We start from the raw sequence: 15,394 nt of genomic DNA, 5'->3' as shown, positions 1-15,394 counted from the left end.
TTGCGGCCTTCGGTCTTCACCGGATGTTAAAACCGTCGCTACTAGGATCGCCCTGTGTGAATGAACGCATCAGGTCAGAGGGTAAATGGTACCAAGGGCGAGTCTTAAGGAAACCAGATCAGATCTGGATTTCGGCGCGATCCGTAAGGTGCTGGTGGTTGATGACAGCCGTCTGCAGCGGCGCATCCTGGTCGCATCGCTCAGAAAATGGGGCTTTGAGGTGGTTGAGGCCGATACGGGCGATGCCGCCCTGGCGCATTGTCTGGACGATCCGCCCGATCTTGTTCTCAGCGATTGGGTCATGCCGGGGATGAGCGGGCTTGAGTTCTGCAATGCGTTTCGCGCCCTGGATACCGATCAATATTGTTATTTCATCCTTCTGACTTCCAAAAGTGAAAAGCAGGAGGTTGCGCGCGGACTGGATGCCGGGGCAGACGATTTTCTGATCAAACCCCTTGAGGCGGATGAATTGCGGGCGCGCATATCCGCAGGCGCGCGCATTCTGGACATGCAGCGCGAGCTATCACAGAAAAACCGCCTGATCGAATCCGCGCTGGAAGAACTCAGGCTGGCGCATGACGCGATCGACAAGGACCTCATTCAGGCCCGAAAAATCCAGGAATCGCTGGTCCCGGAATTTACGCGGAGCTTTGGAAAATCCCGGGTCAGCCTGTTGTTGAAACCCTGTGGCCATATCGGAGGAGACCTTGTTGGCATGTTTTCGCCCGGGGTCAATCGGCTGGGGTTCTACAGCATCGATGTATCCGGACATGGAATCACCTCGGCCATGATGACGGCGCGTCTGGGCGGTTATCTTTCCAGCAAGCATTTCGATCAAAATGTCGCAATGGAGAAGAGGTTCAACAAATTCTATGCACTGCTGCCTCCGGAAGACGTCGCAAGCATGCTCAATTCCCGATTAATGGCGGATGAAGGGATCGAGGAATATTTCACGATGGTCTACGCCATTGTGGATCTTCGAAACGGGCATCTCAAGATGGTGCAGGCCGGGCACCCGTATCCGCTTCTGCTGCGGCAGGATGGCAGCACTGAATTTCTGGGCGATGGCGGGTTGCCGATCGGGCTGATCGAAGATGCGAGTTTTCAGCAAATCGAGATTCACATGAAACCCGGCGACAAACTGTTGGTGTATTCGGACGGATTTACCGAATGTCAGCTTGCCGAAGGCGGTTTGCTGGAGGAAGACGGTTTGCGACAGATGGCCCAGCAGTGCATTTCTGAAAAGGGCGGGTCGGAGTTTCTGGACGACATGTTCTGGCGATTGACCCAGGAGATTTCGCCCAAAGATGGCATTGGGGATGACGTATCCGCCGTTTTCTTTGAATATAACGGGTCTTAAAGCGAACTGAGATGCATTTCCGCAAAGTGCCGGTCACCGTCATTGCCCAGCAATTCAACGGCATCGGCGGCTTCCATCCACAGTGCTTCGTGGAATGCCTCACTCGGCGGGCCTTTGCGGCGTACGGGACGGGCGCGGTAGATCAGGCAGACCTTTTCGGCCCACAGATCGTATTCGGGCATATAGGTGAACCGGCGAAAAGCGCCGATGCGACGCGGGTTGGCAACATGCCACCCGGTTTCTTCATAGACTTCGCGATGCAAGGCCGAAATTGGTGATTCGCCCGGATCGATGCCTCCACCCGGCAATTGCAGATCCGGGCCCGGTTCGGTCTGACAGGTCAACAGCAATTGGCCGCCACGTGGCAAAAGGGCATATACGCCCACCCTTCGGGTGTATTTCCGCCCCGTCTCGGGGGTTTCACCGAACCGCCTGATCATGTATGGCCCCTTTCAACCCGATCTGTACGACCTATATGGTGCCGGTATGCCAACCCGTGGCGTGTAAGGAAACCCCATGTCTCTTGGAACAAAAATCGCGTGGGACGATACCGTCCTGCCCTTTCAACTTGATGCATCCGACATGCGCGGCCGCGTGGCCCGTCTGGATGGCGTGCTGGATGGTATCCTGAAACAGCATGACTATCCCGAGCAGGTCGAGGCGCTTGTGGCCGAGATGGCCTTGCTGACCGCGTTGATCGGCCAAACGGTTGCGTTGCGCTGGAAACTGTCGTTGCAGGTACAGTCCAAAGGGGCGGTGCGCATGATCGCAACCGACTATTATGCGCCGCAGGAAGAGGGCCAGCCCGCCCAGATACGGGCTTATGCCAGCTTTGACCGGGACCGGCTTTCCAATTCTGCGCCTTTCGATCAGGTGGGCGAAGGGTATTTTGCCATCATGATCGATCAGGGAGAGGGCACGCAGCCGTATCAGGGCATCACTCCGCTGGCCGGTGGATCGCTGAGCGCCTGCGCCGAGTCGTATTTTGCGCAATCCGAACAGCTGCCGACGCGGTTTTCGCTGAGCTTCGGCAAATCGACCGAGCCGGGTGTGGGCGAGCATTGGCGTGCAGGCGGCATCATGCTGCAACACATGCCCAAAGCGTCGCCCTTTGCCGCGTCGGGTGAAGGAACCGGTGACATCCTGACCGCTGCCGATCTGGTCGATGGCGAAGAAGGTGAAAACTGGGGTCGCGTCAATATCCTGCTGGATACCGTCGAGGATTTGGAGATGATCGGCCCCTCTGTTGCGCCGACCGACCTTCTGGTTCGCCTGTTTCACGAGGAACAGCCGCGTGTCTATGATGCGCAGTCCGTGCAATTTGGCTGCACCTGTTCCGAGGATCGTGTGCGACAGAGCCTGTCGATCTATTCGGCCAAGGATATCGAAAAGATGACCACGCCCGAGGGCGAAGTCACCGCGGATTGTCAGTTCTGCGGGGCTCATTATGTGTTGGACCCGGCAACTGTCGGATTCGATGCCGAAGACCCCAAAGGTGCATGACCCGGTTGAAAAGATCCGGGCGGCCCTGCGCCGCCCCGGTCACGGGTCCAGCGACTTTGACTTGAACCCGGATACCGTTCTGCCGCCCGGACGACGGTTGCGACCCGCCGGTGTTCTGGTGGCCATTTCCCTGGCTGATGACACACCGCAGGTCATCCTGACCAAACGCTCATCCGCGTTGAAGCATCACCCGGGCCAGATCGCCTTTCCCGGTGGCAAACAGGACGAAACCGATGCTGATGTTACGGCTGCGGCTCTGCGGGAAGCTGAGGAAGAGATCGGCCTGCCCCCTGAAATGCCCGAGATCCTGGGATTTCTGCCGACGCATGAGACCGTGACCTCGTTCACAGTAACACCGGTTGTCGCAGTTTTGCGGGACAGGTTCCAACCCGTGCCTGAACCCGGCGAAGTGGACGAAGTTTTCTCGACCCCCCTTGCCCATCTTTTGAATCCTGAGAATTATCTGGTCGAGTCGCGCCGATGGCGCGGCCAGAGACGCAGATACTACGCAGTTCCGTACGGCCCCTATTACATTTGGGGCGCGACCGCCCGCATATTGCGCGGGCTTGCTGCACGGGTGAATGAATGATGCTGATTGACGAAGCTTGGATCAGTGAACCAGCGACGCAAAAGGTCTGTTCGGCCCTGACCTCATCCGGGGCTCAGGCGCTTTTCGTGGGTGGATGCGTGCGCAACGCGCTGCTTGGTGCTCCAGTGTCGGATATCGACATCGCCACCGATGCAAGGCCCGGGCAGATCGTCGAGCTGGCGCAGGCCGCCGGGCTCAGGGCCATTCCGACCGGCATCGAGCATGGTACGATCACGGTGGTCAGCGCGGGCATCCCGCACGAGGTCACCACCTTCCGCCGTGACGTGGAAACCGATGGCCGTCGCGCGGTGGTGGCATTTGCCGATCATGTCGAAGAAGACGCGGCGCGACGGGATTTCACCATGAACGCGCTCTATGCCCAACCCGATGGCACCGTGCTGGACCCTCTGGGTGGTCTTCCCGACCTCGAGGCCCGGTTGGTGCGGTTCATTGGAACCGCCGAGAACCGCATTCGCGAAGACTATCTCCGCTCGCTTCGCTACTTCCGTTTTCACGCCTGGTACGGGGATCCGGATGGCGGTTTCGACCCCGATGCCCTGGCCGCCATCGGCGCCAATCTTGACGGGCTGGAGTCGTTGTCGCGCGAGCGGATCGGGGCAGAGCTGCTGAAATTTCTGGCATCGCCTGATCCGGCCCCCGCCGTTGCGACCATGCGCAGTACCGGTGTCTTGGCCCGGGTGCTGCCGCGGGCGGACGATCGATCATTGGCCCCTTTGATCGCGCTGGAACAGGCGGCTGGCGCCGATCCCGATCCGGTGCGTCGTCTGGCAGCCATTGCCTCGCCCGATGATGCCGCGACATTGCGGTTGAGCCGTTCGCAGTTGCAACGCCTGATCAGGATGCGTGAAGAAGCACAGTCCACAACCAGTATTGCTGAACTGGGATACCGCTATGGCGATGAAGGGGGATTGCACGAGACGCTTTTGCGCTGCGCTTTTCTGGAACAACCCTGGTCCGAAGATTTGCGGCGCGATCTGCATGCAGGCGCAGCAGCGCGTTTCCCTGTCCAGGCCAGAGATCTGATCCCCAACTTCACCGGCCCGGCGCTGGGCAAGAAGCTGGCCGAGCTGGAAAAACGCTGGATCGCGTCCGGTTTTGCGCTGTCACGCGAAGAGTTGCTGGCACATTAGCGCGAAGTCTCAAAAGGGGATGACATCTCGGATCCTTTGTGCTTAGGTGCGCCTGTTACATGGATGGAGGACTGCGAATGTATTACGGGATCTGGTTCGGCTAAAGCCGGGACACCTGCCCCGTAAAGGGTGGTGTTCCGGCGCCATCTTTCTTCGCACGTCTATATTCCTGCTCAATCGGAGCACTTTCCATGTTTCGCTATTTCGAAAACCTTGTTGACCCTTTTGTTGCCTACCGTGAGGTTGACGCACCGCCGACGCGGTTGTGGCCCTTCATGCTGGATTATTCGCGGCCCTTTTTTCGGGTATTTTTCTGGGCGGCGCTGGTTTCCATAATCGTCGCGGGTGTTGAAATCGGGCTGATCTACTACATGGGTCGCGTAGTGGATCTGTTGGGCGGCACGCCGGCAGAGGTCTGGCAAAATCACGGAACGGAATTGCTGCTGATGGCAGCCTTTGTATTGCTGTTGCGTCCGCTTCTGCATTTGGTCGACGTACTTCTGCTGAACAATACAATATTGCCGAATTTTGGTACGCTGATCCGTTGGCGTGCGCACAAACACGTGTTGCGTCAGTCGGTTGGCTGGTTCGAAAACGACTTTGCCGGGCGGATTGCAAACCGGATCATGCAGACACCTCCTGCGGCGGGTGAAGTGGTCTTTCAGGTTTTTGACGCGATTTCCTTTTCGCTGGCCTATTTGATCGGTGCGGCGATCCTGCTGTATGCGGCGGATCCGCGTTTGTTGATCCCGCTGCTGATCTGGTTCGGATTCTACGCCATGCTGGTGCGCTGGACCGTTCAGCGTGTTGGTCCGGCGTCAAAAGCGGCCTCGGATGCGCGTTCGACGGTCACGGGGCGGGTGGTGGACAGCTATACCAACATCCATTCGGTCAAAATGTTTGCCCATGGCCCGCAAGAGCTGGACTATGCCCGCGAGGCGATCGAGGAAACCCGTCGGACATTTCAGATCGAAATGCGGATTTTCACTATTATGGATGCCGTTCTGGTCACGTTGAACGGTATGCTGATCGTGGGTGTTGTGGGCTGGGCGATTGCCTTGTGGATGCAAGGCAGCGCTTCGGTCGGTGTTGTTGCGGCGGCTACGGCCTTGACCCTGCGCCTGAATGCCATGACCGGATGGATCATGTGGGCCCTGACCAGCTTTTTCCGCCAACTTGGTATCGTGGCCGAGGGGATGGAGACCATTGCCCAGCCCATCGATTTGCTTGATGCGCCTGACGCGAAACCCTTGCGGCTTACCAAAGGTGAGATCCAGATCCGCGACCTCTCGCATCACTATGGTCGCGAGGCCGGCGGTTTGGACCATATCGACCTGACCGTCCGGCCCGGTGAAAAGATTGGTTTGATCGGTCGCTCGGGTGCTGGCAAATCGACACTGGTAAAGCTGCTGTTGCGGTTCTACGACGTCGAACGCGGTGCGATTTATATTGACGGTCAGAACATTGCGCATGTCACCCAGGACAGTCTGCGCAGCCATATCGGTATGGTTCAACAAGACAGCGCCTTGCTGCATCGCTCGGTCCGCGACAACATCCTTTATGGCCGGCCAGATGCGTCCGAGGCGCAGATGATCGCCGCCGCCAAACAGGCCGAAGCACATGAGTTCATCCTCGATTTGCAAGATCCGCAGGGTCGGACCGGGTACGACGCGCATGTCGGTGAACGGGGGGTGAAGCTGTCAGGTGGCCAGCGGCAGCGTGTGACGCTGGCGCGGGTGATCCTGAAGGATGCGCCGATCTTGTTGTTGGATGAGGCGACATCCGCCCTAGATTCCGAGGTCGAAGCGTCAATTCAGGAAACCCTATACGGCATGATGCAAGGAAAAACCGTGATCGCCATTGCCCACAGGCTCAGTACCATCGCGCAGATGGATCGCATTCTGGTGATGGATGCAGGCCGTATCGTCGAGGAAGGCACGCATTCCGATCTTCTGGCGCAAGGTGGCCTTTACGCCCAATTCTGGGCGCGGCAATCTGGTGGTTTCATGAACCCGGAGGCTGCTGAATGAGGATTGCCGACCTCATCTATCCGTTCAGGAACATCGAAACGCCCCCACCGCAGACGTTGGGGGCGTTCATCCGCTGGAGCCTGTCCGGGGCGTGGCCAATGCTGTTTGTTGCGGCGTTCTTCTCGGCCATTGCAGGCGCGATGGAGGCGGTCACGGCTTGGATACTGGGCCGCGTGATTGATGTGGCGACCGCCAGCGGGCCCGAGAATTTTCTGACCGCTGCCAATATGTGGATGATCCTCGGTGCGGTCGCCTTCTTCATGTTGCTTCGCCCGATCCTGTTTGGCCTGTCATCCTTGTCGAACAACTACATTGTCATGCCAAACATCACACCTTTGGTTCTGGCCAAGCTGAACCGTTGGACCCTGGGTCAGTCGGTGACCTATTTCGACGATGATTTTGCCGGTCGGATCGCGCAAAAGCAGATGCAGACATCGAACGCCATGGCTTCGGTCGTGTCGGAAACGATCAGCGCGATTGTGTTTGCCCTGGCGTCTCTGGTGGGGTCATTGCTTTTGTTAGGGTCTATTCACCCTTTGGTGATGCTGCCCTTCGCGGCATGGCTGGCGGTGTATTTCATGCTGGTGCGCTGGTATCTGCCGCGCATCCGCAAACGTTCCGCCGCGCGGGCCGGGGCGCGGGCGATGGTGTCCGGGCAGGTGGTCGATACGATCACCAACATCAAAACCGTGAAGCTGTTCGCCCACTCGGAGTTCGAAGATCAGGCGGCGCGTGAATCGATGGTGGATCTGCGTGAAAAATCGCTGGATTTCGGCAAGTTGTCGGCAAGTTTCCGGTTCATCCTCATGACGCTGGCCGGTGTCCTGCCTGTCTTGCTGCTGGGCGCGACCTTGTGGCTGTGGCAGGGCGGCATGGCGACCGCCGGGGATATCGTGGCTGCCGGGGCCGTTTCGATCCGTATTGCTCAGATGACCGGTTGGGTCAGTTTCACCTTGATGGGGCTGTATGCCAATGTCGGTGAAATCGAAAACGGGATGAAAACGCTTGCCAAGCGCGACCGGGTCGAAGATATGCGCGGGGCGAAGGACCTTGACGTGACCGAAGGGTCGATTTCTTTCGAAGGCGTCAGCTTTGCTTACGGTCGCGATATCGGTGGCGTTACGGATTTGAGCCTAACCGTCAACCCGAGCGAAAAACTGGGCATTGTCGGAGCATCCGGGGCGGGGAAATCCACGCTCGTCTCACTGTTGCTCAGGCTCTATGACAGGGAAAGTGGCGCCATTTGTATCGACGGCCAGGACGTGTCACAGGTAACGCAAGACAGCCTGCGCCGACAGATAGGTATGGTCACGCAGGAAACGGCGATGTTCAACCGGTCTGCTCGTGAGAACATTCTGTATGGCCGGCCGGACGCCTCAGAGGCCGAGATGATCGAGGCCGCAAAAAAGGCCGAAGCGCATGATTTCATCCTGAGTCTTGAAGATGCTCATGGTCGTAAAGGCTATGATGCTCATCTGGGTGAACGGGGCGTGAAACTCAGCGGCGGGCAACGACAAAGGATCGCTCTGGCGCGCGCCATTTTGAAAGATGCGCCGATTCTGGTTCTCGACGAAGCGACATCGGCGCTGGATTCCGAGGTTGAAGCTTCGATTCAGACCGCGCTGCATCGGGTGATGCAGGGCAAAACGGTTCTGGCCATTGCGCACCGGCTGTCTACACTCAGCGAAATGGACCGGATTGTTGTTTTGGACGAGGGCAGGATCGCTGAAACCGGAACGCATGAGGCGCTGCTGGACCTGGGTGGGCTGTATGCGCGGTTCTGGCACCGCCAGTCGGGCGGGTTCATTCAGGCGGAAGCTGCGGAATAAGGGTTTTTTTGCTGCGAAAGCCCGGCTATCAGGCCTCTCATGACGCAGCAATTCACAATCACAAGGCTTGGACATCAGGGCGACGGTATTGCCGATGGCCCTGTTTACGCCCCTCGTACACTTCCCGGCGAAATCGTCAGCGGCACCCTTGTCGGTCAGCAATTGACCGATATCCGGGTCGAGACACCGTCCGAACACCGTGTCAAAGCGCCTTGCCGCCACTACAAAGCGTGCGGTGGCTGCCAGTTGCAGCACGCATCCGATGCATTTGTGACCGACTGGAAATTGCAAGTCGTCCGCAAGGCGCTGATGGCGCAGGATCTCAAAGCTCCACTGCGCCCGATACACACATCGCCCGAACAGTCACGTCGGCGGGCTACGATTGCCGTAAGGCGCACGAAAAAGGGCACGTTGGCGGGGTTTCACGGTCGTGCATCCGACACGATCACCGAGATACCCGATTGCCGGTTGCTTGACCCGGCCTTGATCGCGGCCATTCCGGTGGCCGAGGCGCTGGCCACCCTGGGCGCAAGCCGCAAGGGCGTTCTGGCTGTCACGCTCACACTGTCCGAAGCTGGTCTGGATGTGGCCGTAACAGGTGGCAAACCGCTGGACGGCCCCTTGGAACTGGCGTTGGCGCAGGCGACCGAGAAACATGGGCTGGCCCGGCTCAGCTGGGATGATGAGGTTATTGCCATGCGGCATGCGCCGGTTCAGCGCTTTGGGGCAGCCGGAGTCACTCCACCCCCCGGGGCTTTCTTGCAAGCAACAAAGGACGGAGAAATGGCTCTGTCAAAGGCAGTTTCCGAGGCTACACGGGGTGCGAAACGTATCGTAGACCTGTTTGCAGGCAGCGGAACGTTCTCTCTGCCGTTGGCGGAAAGCGCCGAAGTTCACGCGGTTGAAGGCGAAGCCGCCATGATCGAGGCGCTGGATCAGGGCTGGCGCAAGGCACAGGGGCTGAAACGCGTAACAACCGAGGCCCGCGACCTGTTCCACCGCCCGCTGATGCCGGACGAGCTGAAGTCTTTCGACGCCATTGTCCTGGATCCGCCTCGTGCCGGTGCCGAAGCGCAGGTAGACGAGATTGCACAGGCGCAACGCCCGGTGATCGCCTATGTCTCGTGCAATCCCGTCACCTTTGCGCGCGATGCGAAAACGCTGGTTAACGCGGGTTACACCCTTGAATGGGTACAGGTCGTTGACCAATTTCGATGGTCAACACACACGGAACTTGCTGCGCGGTTTGTTCTGAACGCAGCATCTTGATCTTACCGGGGAAACTGACACATGGGGTCCAAACAGCGTTTGCTGAATATTATCGAAGCGCCCGTTTTCGGGCGGTTCATTACGGCCGTGATCATCTTCAATGCCATTCTTTTAGGGATGGAGACATCGCCGACCCTGATGGAACTGGCCGGCCCCTTGATCGTGGTGCTCGACAGGCTTTGCCTGGCGATCTTTGTGGCTGAAATTTCCATGAAGTTGATTGCCACCGGGCGCAGGTTCTTCACAAATGGCTGGAACATATTCGATTTCCTGATCGTCGGAATTGCCCTGGTTCCCAGCGCCGGAGGTCTGTCGGTGCTGCGCGCCCTGCGAATTCTGCGGGTGCTGCGCGTGATTTCCGTGGCGCCTCGTCTGCGTCGCGTGGTCGAAGGGTTCATCTCGGCCCTTCCGGGCATGGCCAGCGTGTTTCTGCTGATGGCAATTCTGTTCTATATCGGGGCGGTTATCTCGACCAAGCTGTTTTCGGCATCGTTCCCGGATTGGTTCGGCGATCTGGGCCTGTCTGCTTATACGCTGTTCCAGATCATGACGTTGGAAAGCTGGTCGATGGGCATCGTGCGCCCGGTGATGGAGGTCTATCCCTATGCCTGGGTCTTTTTTGTTCCCTTCATCATGGTCACGACCTTTGCGGTGGTGAACCTGTTGGTGGGTCTGATTGTCAATTCGATGCAGGATGCCCATCATGCCGAGGATGAGGTTAAAACCGATGCCTATCGCGATGAGGTTCTGGAACGGCTGGAAAGCATCGAACGTCGACTGGCCGAGCAGTCGAACATCAAAAAGTGATTTCAGTTTTTCCCACTTTTGGCATAATGATCGAAAAAAAGCAGAGCAGGCAGTGAAACATGGATCGTCGAGTATTCGGTTTAGGCGCGTTGGCAACGCTGAGCCTTTCGGCTTGTGCCTCTAGCGGCCCAAGATTTCTGACTTATAACGGACCCGAGGTGACCTCTTTGGTGGTCAACAAGGGCACGCGCAAACTTTACTTGTTGCACAACGAAAAGATCCTCAGGGAATATGACGTCGATTTGGGGTTTGCCCCGAATGGAACAAAGAACCAGCGCGGTGACGGTAGAACGCCCGAGGGCACCTATCTGATTGACCGTCGCAACCCCAGAAGCCGGTATCACCTATCCCTGGGCATTTCTTATCCCAACTCGCAGGATGTCGCCAAAGCCAAGGCTGCGGGCGTTGATCCGGGTGGGGATATCTTCATCCACGGTGAACCCAATCTGCGTTCTGAGCGGAGACGCGCAAAAAAGAAGCGGGATTGGACAGCTGGATGCATCGCGGTCAAGAATGACGAAATCGAAGAGATTTATGCGATGGTTAACAAAGGTACGCTGATAACCCTGCGCCCTTAGGACGTTTTTAGCGCCAGTCACTGAATCCGAATGCTTCATAGTCGCGCTGATAGGCGTCAACCGCCAGCGCTTTGAGGTTTTCGTCGTAGATCTGGTCCAAAGCGTATGGTTCATCCGGTGCGCAGGAGCCAGGCTGAGGCGGGTTTGAATGCCCCATGCTGCGCGCCAGATCCGGCAAGGCCGTCATCAGATCCTCTTCTCTCAGAATCAGATCTGGCATAGTGAAGGATGCGATTCCCTCCAACGTCCTGGACTGGCTGCACCACGTGCCGTCCACACGGACCGGTGTCTGCCCGTTGAGGTTGAGGCGCAGAAAGTCCAGAAAGCCCGAAAAAGCTTCGCGGTGTTGTTCGACAGAATAATTGTTGTCCCGCACTTGCCCCGGGATCGGCAGCTTGAGCCGGTTGCGAAGGTAATTCCGCACCATCTTATAGCTGCCCGGCCCCGTATTCAGAATATGACTGCAAAACGCCGTATGTGCCCGGGCCAGAGGGTGACGCAGAACAGTGAATTGCCGATGTCCGGGATGGCCCTGTTTCCATGAGCGGACCTGTTTGCGGTTTCGATCCGTGATCAGCTTGTCGGTCTGACATCCGTCCAGATCAGCGAGCCATTGCACGATAACAGGCTCTATTCCGCCGCGAATGGGCAAATACATCAAAGGAGACCTTGCAGCGGCAACATAAAGCGGTACAGCCGCGCCGCGCTGCGGCTCAAAGCTTGTTGACCGATGCAATCCGAACCGATCCTGATCGCACAGGGCTTGTTTCATTTCATCAGGATTGGTGACCTTCGACAAAGCCGGCGCCGGGTTTTGCGGTTTCAGGGTATCATCCAGTCGGGTCAGCCGACCCTCAACCCCCAGCCATGCAGCCAGCCCGTTTATGACCTCCAGCTCGGTCAGGTCGTTATAGTGAATGAAGAACCCGGTTTGGCCTGTCTTTTGCAGGTGCCGTTGCACCATAAGCTGATGGTCTTGCAGCTGGTTCAGGTAATCCGAAAATTCGTCGGCGTCGAAGTCAACCTGCGCGTCGACGCGGCGTTTCACATTCTTCAGCAGCCACTGCTGCGTTTTCCGCGCTATTTTCAGCGACAGGTAACTGTCCAATGGGTTGCGGGTCAGAATGATCTTGGCACAGCGCGGATCGTTCAGCATGGGTTTCAGGATACGTGGGTCATGGTCTTCGAAATATCGGAAGCCATTGATGTCACCCGGTGCTGATTTGATCGCCTTGAGCATTCGCATGGGGTCCGCATCCCGGTCTTCCAGCGAAAGGCCAAGCAGATGATCGGATTTCAGGCTGCCCGCAAAATGCGGATTGAACGCCTCTCCGTGACAGGTGACCCCGTCCAGCGCGTTCAGGTTGGCCTCAAGCAGGTTCGAACCTGTGCGCATGGCGGCCAGAATCACGAAGTAGTCAAATTGGGCTGACATGGGCAATCACTGCACCAGATACGGTTTTCGGTATGGCTTTTCCTGGCGACCGAACACATCGTCCGCCGGGAAATCGCCCATCAGATATGGGTGCATTCCCTGATTCTTGAGGTTTTGCAGGAACTTCCCGAATCCGGACAGATCGACCATGGTTGGCACTTCGGTCAGATGGCTGGTCTGCTGCATGCCGATTTCTTCCAGAATACCCTGCAAGGCATCCATCGGAGATTCAATGAAGTCGGCCAGCGTCCAACTGCGCATCCGCGCCTTGGTCCAGACCGATGTCAGCACTTCCAGCTGCTTGGTTTCAATTTGTTGCAGGCGCGCCGCCTCGCTCCGGATTTCCGAGAAGTTCATATTGGACCGGAACAATGGGATCGCCCAAGCGCCGGTGATGACCGAAATCTGAGCGTTTTTGTCCCGCGCCAGAAACCAGTTGATTTCCTGAGTGTCCCGCGGGCTGAACTGAAAACACTGGCGTTCACCGCGCGTATTCCAGATCAGGTTCGACAAAAAGGCGGTCGGGTTGTAATCCCGCAGCGCCGCACTGTCGCTGAGGGCGCCATGTGTTATGGCTTCTCCTTGCGAAAACTCGGCGCGTTCCGGCCCGAATAGATGCCCGTGGACTCTGGCCCCGGTGGTTGCGGCCAACCAAGGTTCGAAATCCTCGAACAGTTCCGAAAAGCCTTGGAATACGGCATATTGTGACGATGTCAGACCGTTTTCACTGCCATGGCGGGGAAACCGGCTTTGCATATACAGCCCGTCGCGCCCGCGAGTTCGCCGTTCCACCGCTTTGGAAAATACGCGATCGATCTTGCCCGGATTGGGTTCTGCCGGTTTCATCGCCCCGGCCTGATCTGTCAGGAATGCCTGGTACAATCGCTCGGCGCGGGGCCAGATTTTTCGGGCGACAAAACAATCCGACCGGCGCAGCAATTGCAGATGATCGTCATAGAAGATGTGCGGGCGGCCCTGGTAATCGAATTTGGACAGGGTCAGGGACCTGCTTTCAATATGCGTGGAATACAACCGCGCCAGCGTCTGGAAATAGCTTTCATCCGGAATCCAGACATGACGGAAATACTTGTCATACAGCTTGCGCCTGGGGTCCTGAAGGATTGCCGACAGCGTTTGGCGGGTCAGGCACCACCACTGGCTTCCCATATGCGGAACCAGTCCGTCGGGGATTTTCCTGCGAAACCCCATCAGACGCTGAAGTTTTACATATGCGTCGAATAGTTTGCGATGCTTGCGCCACGAAAACGGAAACCGCAGGGTGAACCGTTCATGATCCAGCCCGCCGATGGTCCAGCTGACATCGGATGTCGTTGCGCTTTCGATGAAATCGACACGCGGCCGGTCTGACAGGTAATCGATCAGTTCCTGAACCGGTCGCAAAGGCAGGCAGGCCCCCGATGCAAGAAACACATGCCGAACTTCGGGGAAACGCTCCAGCATCAACTCAGACGCGCTTTGCGAGGCGGCAACGATACCCCAGCCACCCCAATCGCACCGATGTCGGTCAGAAAACACGATCGATGGATCGTTCGAACAGGACGCAACAAACCGGGAATAAACAGTGTCTGGCACCTTGCGGTCCACATGGATGACCACCGGGCACCCCGCTGCCGTCCAGTGGCGCGCGACCTGCTCGGCGCGGTCCAGCGAGGTATGAACCAATATGACAATACCCAGACCGCTCATGCCCAGTTTCCTTTCGACATGAGGCCCAGGATCTCAAGCTGTCGCCAGTTTATATAGGCCTCGGACCATTCGCACCAGAAAACAGGCTTGTCCTCAAGCTGAGTGGCATAGGCCTTGTATTCGCCCGAGCCCCGGTAATGCTGGCCACGCTGCAATTCTTCGCGGGCCTTTTCCCCCAGAGTATTGATCAACTTGGCATGAAGCAGTGACCCGCTGGCCTTTTCGCCGCCCCATTCGTCGTAAACCTGGTTGAGCCCGCGCGGCAAAAGCGAATGGGTCGAGCTGACATAGACATAGCGCCGGTTCCATTTTACCAGCGGAATCTTGTTCAGCGCCGGTGCTTTGGAGGGGTTGTCCTGAAAGAACACGCGCGCCCGTGGACCCCCTTGAATCCAGAGGTTCTTGTACTCGGGGTTCTTGGTGATCATGTAATTTCCGGGATCGAACCAGCATGCGATCTCGAACGGGTCCTGACCTTCGGCATAGGGTTCGGCGTCCACCGGACCTTCAGGGTACATGTCGATCAGCATCGTGCCAAAACTGCGCACGGCACTGCCATCCAGCCAGTCCGTCAAGGCTCGGATTGGACGGGTGTCGCAGAACGGATAGATGAAGAATTCGTCCGGATCGACGCTCAGCACCCAGTGACCGTGCGCGTATTTGCGCAGCAGGTAGTTCGACCAGTCCAGACCATAGCTTGCCCGTTTGTAACTGGTCGTCGTCCGCCAGACCGAAACGTCAGCCTGTTCTTTCAAAAATTCAAAACTGCCATCATCGCTGTTGTTGTCGACAAACAGAAAATGGTTGATGCCCAGTTTGCGATAATATTCAAGAAAGAAGGGCAGGCGAATTTTCTCGTTCCGCACAACGCTCATCAGCAGGATATCATCACGCCGTATGGCCTGTGTGTTGTTGCTGACCGGCTTGAGCTCGCGGCGTCGTTTGAGGCAGCGCAGAATACGGCGCTTGCGCCGCAATCTCATTTTGTAGGACTCAAACAGGCTCACGTGACTGCCCAACCTTTTTATAACGCGAGCTTTCCCCGAACCAGTCGTGACCGATGGCACGATATGGCATTACCGGTTTATGCCATCTTTGCATCTTCTGACGCAACGTCTTTAAAACCCGCAAACTGT

General features: G+C 57.5%; 13 protein-coding genes. 9 read left to right on the top strand and 4 right to left on the bottom strand.

Annotation, left to right across the window (positions count from 1 at the left end):
* The first annotated feature begins 85 nt into the window (after positions 1-85).
* Positions 86-1,360 carry a PP2C family protein-serine/threonine phosphatase gene (locus tag GS612_RS11425; protein WP_171640420.1) on the top strand — a complete coding sequence of 425 codons (1,275 nt, stop codon included), beginning with the start codon at positions 86-88 and terminating at the stop codon, positions 1,358-1,360.
* Here the strand turns inward: GS612_RS11425 and GS612_RS11420 are convergent.
* Entirely contained in the window at positions 1,357-1,800 is a 444-nt protein-coding gene (locus GS612_RS11420) for an NUDIX hydrolase (protein WP_152459593.1), read from the bottom strand. The genes GS612_RS11425 and GS612_RS11420 overlap by 4 nt on opposite strands.
* A 76-nt stretch (positions 1,801-1,876) precedes the next feature.
* Between GS612_RS11420 and GS612_RS11415 the strand changes: the two genes are divergently transcribed.
* The 8 genes from GS612_RS11415 to GS612_RS11380 all read left to right on the top strand — a co-directional run bounded on the left by GS612_RS11415 (position 1,877) and on the right by GS612_RS11380 (position 11,116).
* Positions 1,877-2,863 carry an Hsp33 family molecular chaperone HslO gene (locus tag GS612_RS11415; protein WP_152459592.1) on the top strand — a complete coding sequence of 329 codons (987 nt, stop codon included), beginning with the start codon at positions 1,877-1,879 and terminating at the stop codon, positions 2,861-2,863.
* Positions 2,838-3,452, top strand: a complete 615-nt coding sequence (locus tag GS612_RS11410) for a CoA pyrophosphatase (RefSeq protein ID WP_152459591.1) — start codon at positions 2,838-2,840, stop codon at positions 3,450-3,452. The genes GS612_RS11415 and GS612_RS11410 overlap by 26 nt, the downstream gene beginning before the upstream one ends.
* A complete protein-coding gene (locus GS612_RS11405) occupies positions 3,449-4,603 on the top strand; it encodes a CCA tRNA nucleotidyltransferase (RefSeq protein WP_171640419.1) in 1,155 nt (384 codons plus the stop codon). Before GS612_RS11410 ends, GS612_RS11405 begins: the two co-directional genes overlap by 4 nt.
* 191 nt (positions 4,604-4,794) lie before the next feature.
* A complete protein-coding gene (locus tag GS612_RS11400) occupies positions 4,795-6,633 on the top strand; it encodes an ABC transporter ATP-binding protein (RefSeq protein WP_171640417.1) in 1,839 nt (612 codons plus the stop codon).
* Positions 6,630-8,462 (top strand): ABC transporter ATP-binding protein, encoded by a 1,833-nt coding sequence (locus tag GS612_RS11395; RefSeq protein WP_171640414.1) that lies wholly within the window; start codon positions 6,630-6,632, stop codon positions 8,460-8,462. Before GS612_RS11400 ends, GS612_RS11395 begins: the two co-directional genes overlap by 4 nt.
* Before the next feature lie 39 nt (positions 8,463-8,501).
* Positions 8,502-9,731, top strand: a complete 1,230-nt coding sequence (locus GS612_RS11390) for a class I SAM-dependent RNA methyltransferase (protein WP_171640412.1) — start codon at positions 8,502-8,504, stop codon at positions 9,729-9,731.
* Between the two features lie 21 nt (positions 9,732-9,752).
* Positions 9,753-10,538, top strand: coding sequence for an ion transporter (locus GS612_RS11385; protein ID WP_171230126.1), 786 nt, complete (start codon positions 9,753-9,755; stop codon positions 10,536-10,538).
* 59 nt (positions 10,539-10,597) lie between these two features.
* Entirely contained in the window at positions 10,598-11,116 is a 519-nt protein-coding gene (locus GS612_RS11380; RefSeq protein WP_171116742.1) for a murein L,D-transpeptidase family protein, read from the top strand.
* Positions 11,117-11,123: 7 nt separating this feature from the next.
* Here the strand turns inward: GS612_RS11380 and GS612_RS11375 are convergent, their stop codons facing one another.
* The 3 genes from GS612_RS11375 to GS612_RS11365 are packed head-to-tail and all read right to left on the bottom strand — an operon-like array spanning position 11,124 to position 15,241.
* Positions 11,124-12,551: a nodulation protein NodH gene (locus tag GS612_RS11375; protein ID WP_171640410.1), complete on the bottom strand. Its 1,428-nt coding sequence runs from the start codon at positions 12,549-12,551 to the stop codon at positions 11,124-11,126.
* Between the two features lie 6 nt (positions 12,552-12,557).
* Positions 12,558-14,258 carry a beta-1,6-N-acetylglucosaminyltransferase gene (locus GS612_RS11370; protein ID WP_171640409.1) on the bottom strand — a complete coding sequence of 567 codons (1,701 nt, stop codon included), beginning with the start codon at positions 14,256-14,258 and terminating at the stop codon, positions 12,558-12,560.
* Positions 14,255-15,241: a glycosyltransferase family 2 protein gene (locus GS612_RS11365; protein ID WP_171640407.1), complete on the bottom strand. Its 987-nt coding sequence runs from the start codon at positions 15,239-15,241 to the stop codon at positions 14,255-14,257. Before GS612_RS11365 ends, GS612_RS11370 begins: the two co-directional genes overlap by 4 nt.
* Positions 15,242-15,394 lie beyond the last annotated feature (153 nt).

It is taken from the genome of Ruegeria sp. HKCCD6157 (assembly GCF_013110685.1).
In the GTDB taxonomy this organism is placed as follows: domain Bacteria; phylum Pseudomonadota; class Alphaproteobacteria; order Rhodobacterales; family Rhodobacteraceae; genus Ruegeria.
The sequence above is the reverse complement of the archived record's forward strand: the minus strand, read 5'-3'. Positions and strand labels throughout refer to the sequence as shown.

What these genes read in the sequence shown, in the direction of transcription:
- GS612_RS11380 (WP_171116742.1), top strand. Translation starts at nt 10,598, where the DNA reads ATGGATCGTCGAGTATTCGGTTTAGGCGCGTTGGCAACGCTGAGCCTT.
- GS612_RS11405 (WP_171640419.1), top strand. Translation starts at nt 3,449, where the DNA reads ATGATGCTGATTGACGAAGCTTGGATCAGTGAACCAGCGACGCAAAAG.
- GS612_RS11385 (WP_171230126.1), top strand. Translation starts at nt 9,753, where the DNA reads ATGGGGTCCAAACAGCGTTTGCTGAATATTATCGAAGCGCCCGTTTTC.
- GS612_RS11420 (WP_152459593.1), bottom strand. Translation starts at nt 1,800, where the DNA reads ATGATCAGGCGGTTCGGTGAAACCCCCGAGACGGGGCGGAAATACACC.
- GS612_RS11395 (WP_171640414.1), top strand. Translation starts at nt 6,630, where the DNA reads ATGAGGATTGCCGACCTCATCTATCCGTTCAGGAACATCGAAACGCCC.
- GS612_RS11365 (WP_171640407.1), bottom strand. Translation starts at nt 15,241, where the DNA reads ATGAGATTGCGGCGCAAGCGCCGTATTCTGCGCTGCCTCAAACGACGC.
- GS612_RS11375 (WP_171640410.1), bottom strand. Translation starts at nt 12,551, where the DNA reads ATGTCAGCCCAATTTGACTACTTCGTGATTCTGGCCGCCATGCGCACA.
- GS612_RS11370 (WP_171640409.1), bottom strand. Translation starts at nt 14,258, where the DNA reads ATGAGCGGTCTGGGTATTGTCATATTGGTTCATACCTCGCTGGACCGC.
- GS612_RS11415 (WP_152459592.1), top strand. Translation starts at nt 1,877, where the DNA reads ATGTCTCTTGGAACAAAAATCGCGTGGGACGATACCGTCCTGCCCTTT.
- GS612_RS11390 (WP_171640412.1), top strand. Translation starts at nt 8,502, where the DNA reads ATGACGCAGCAATTCACAATCACAAGGCTTGGACATCAGGGCGACGGT.
- GS612_RS11410 (WP_152459591.1), top strand. Translation starts at nt 2,838, where the DNA reads ATGCCGAAGACCCCAAAGGTGCATGACCCGGTTGAAAAGATCCGGGCG.
- GS612_RS11425 (WP_171640420.1), top strand. Translation starts at nt 86, where the DNA reads ATGGTACCAAGGGCGAGTCTTAAGGAAACCAGATCAGATCTGGATTTC.
- GS612_RS11400 (WP_171640417.1), top strand. Translation starts at nt 4,795, where the DNA reads ATGTTTCGCTATTTCGAAAACCTTGTTGACCCTTTTGTTGCCTACCGT.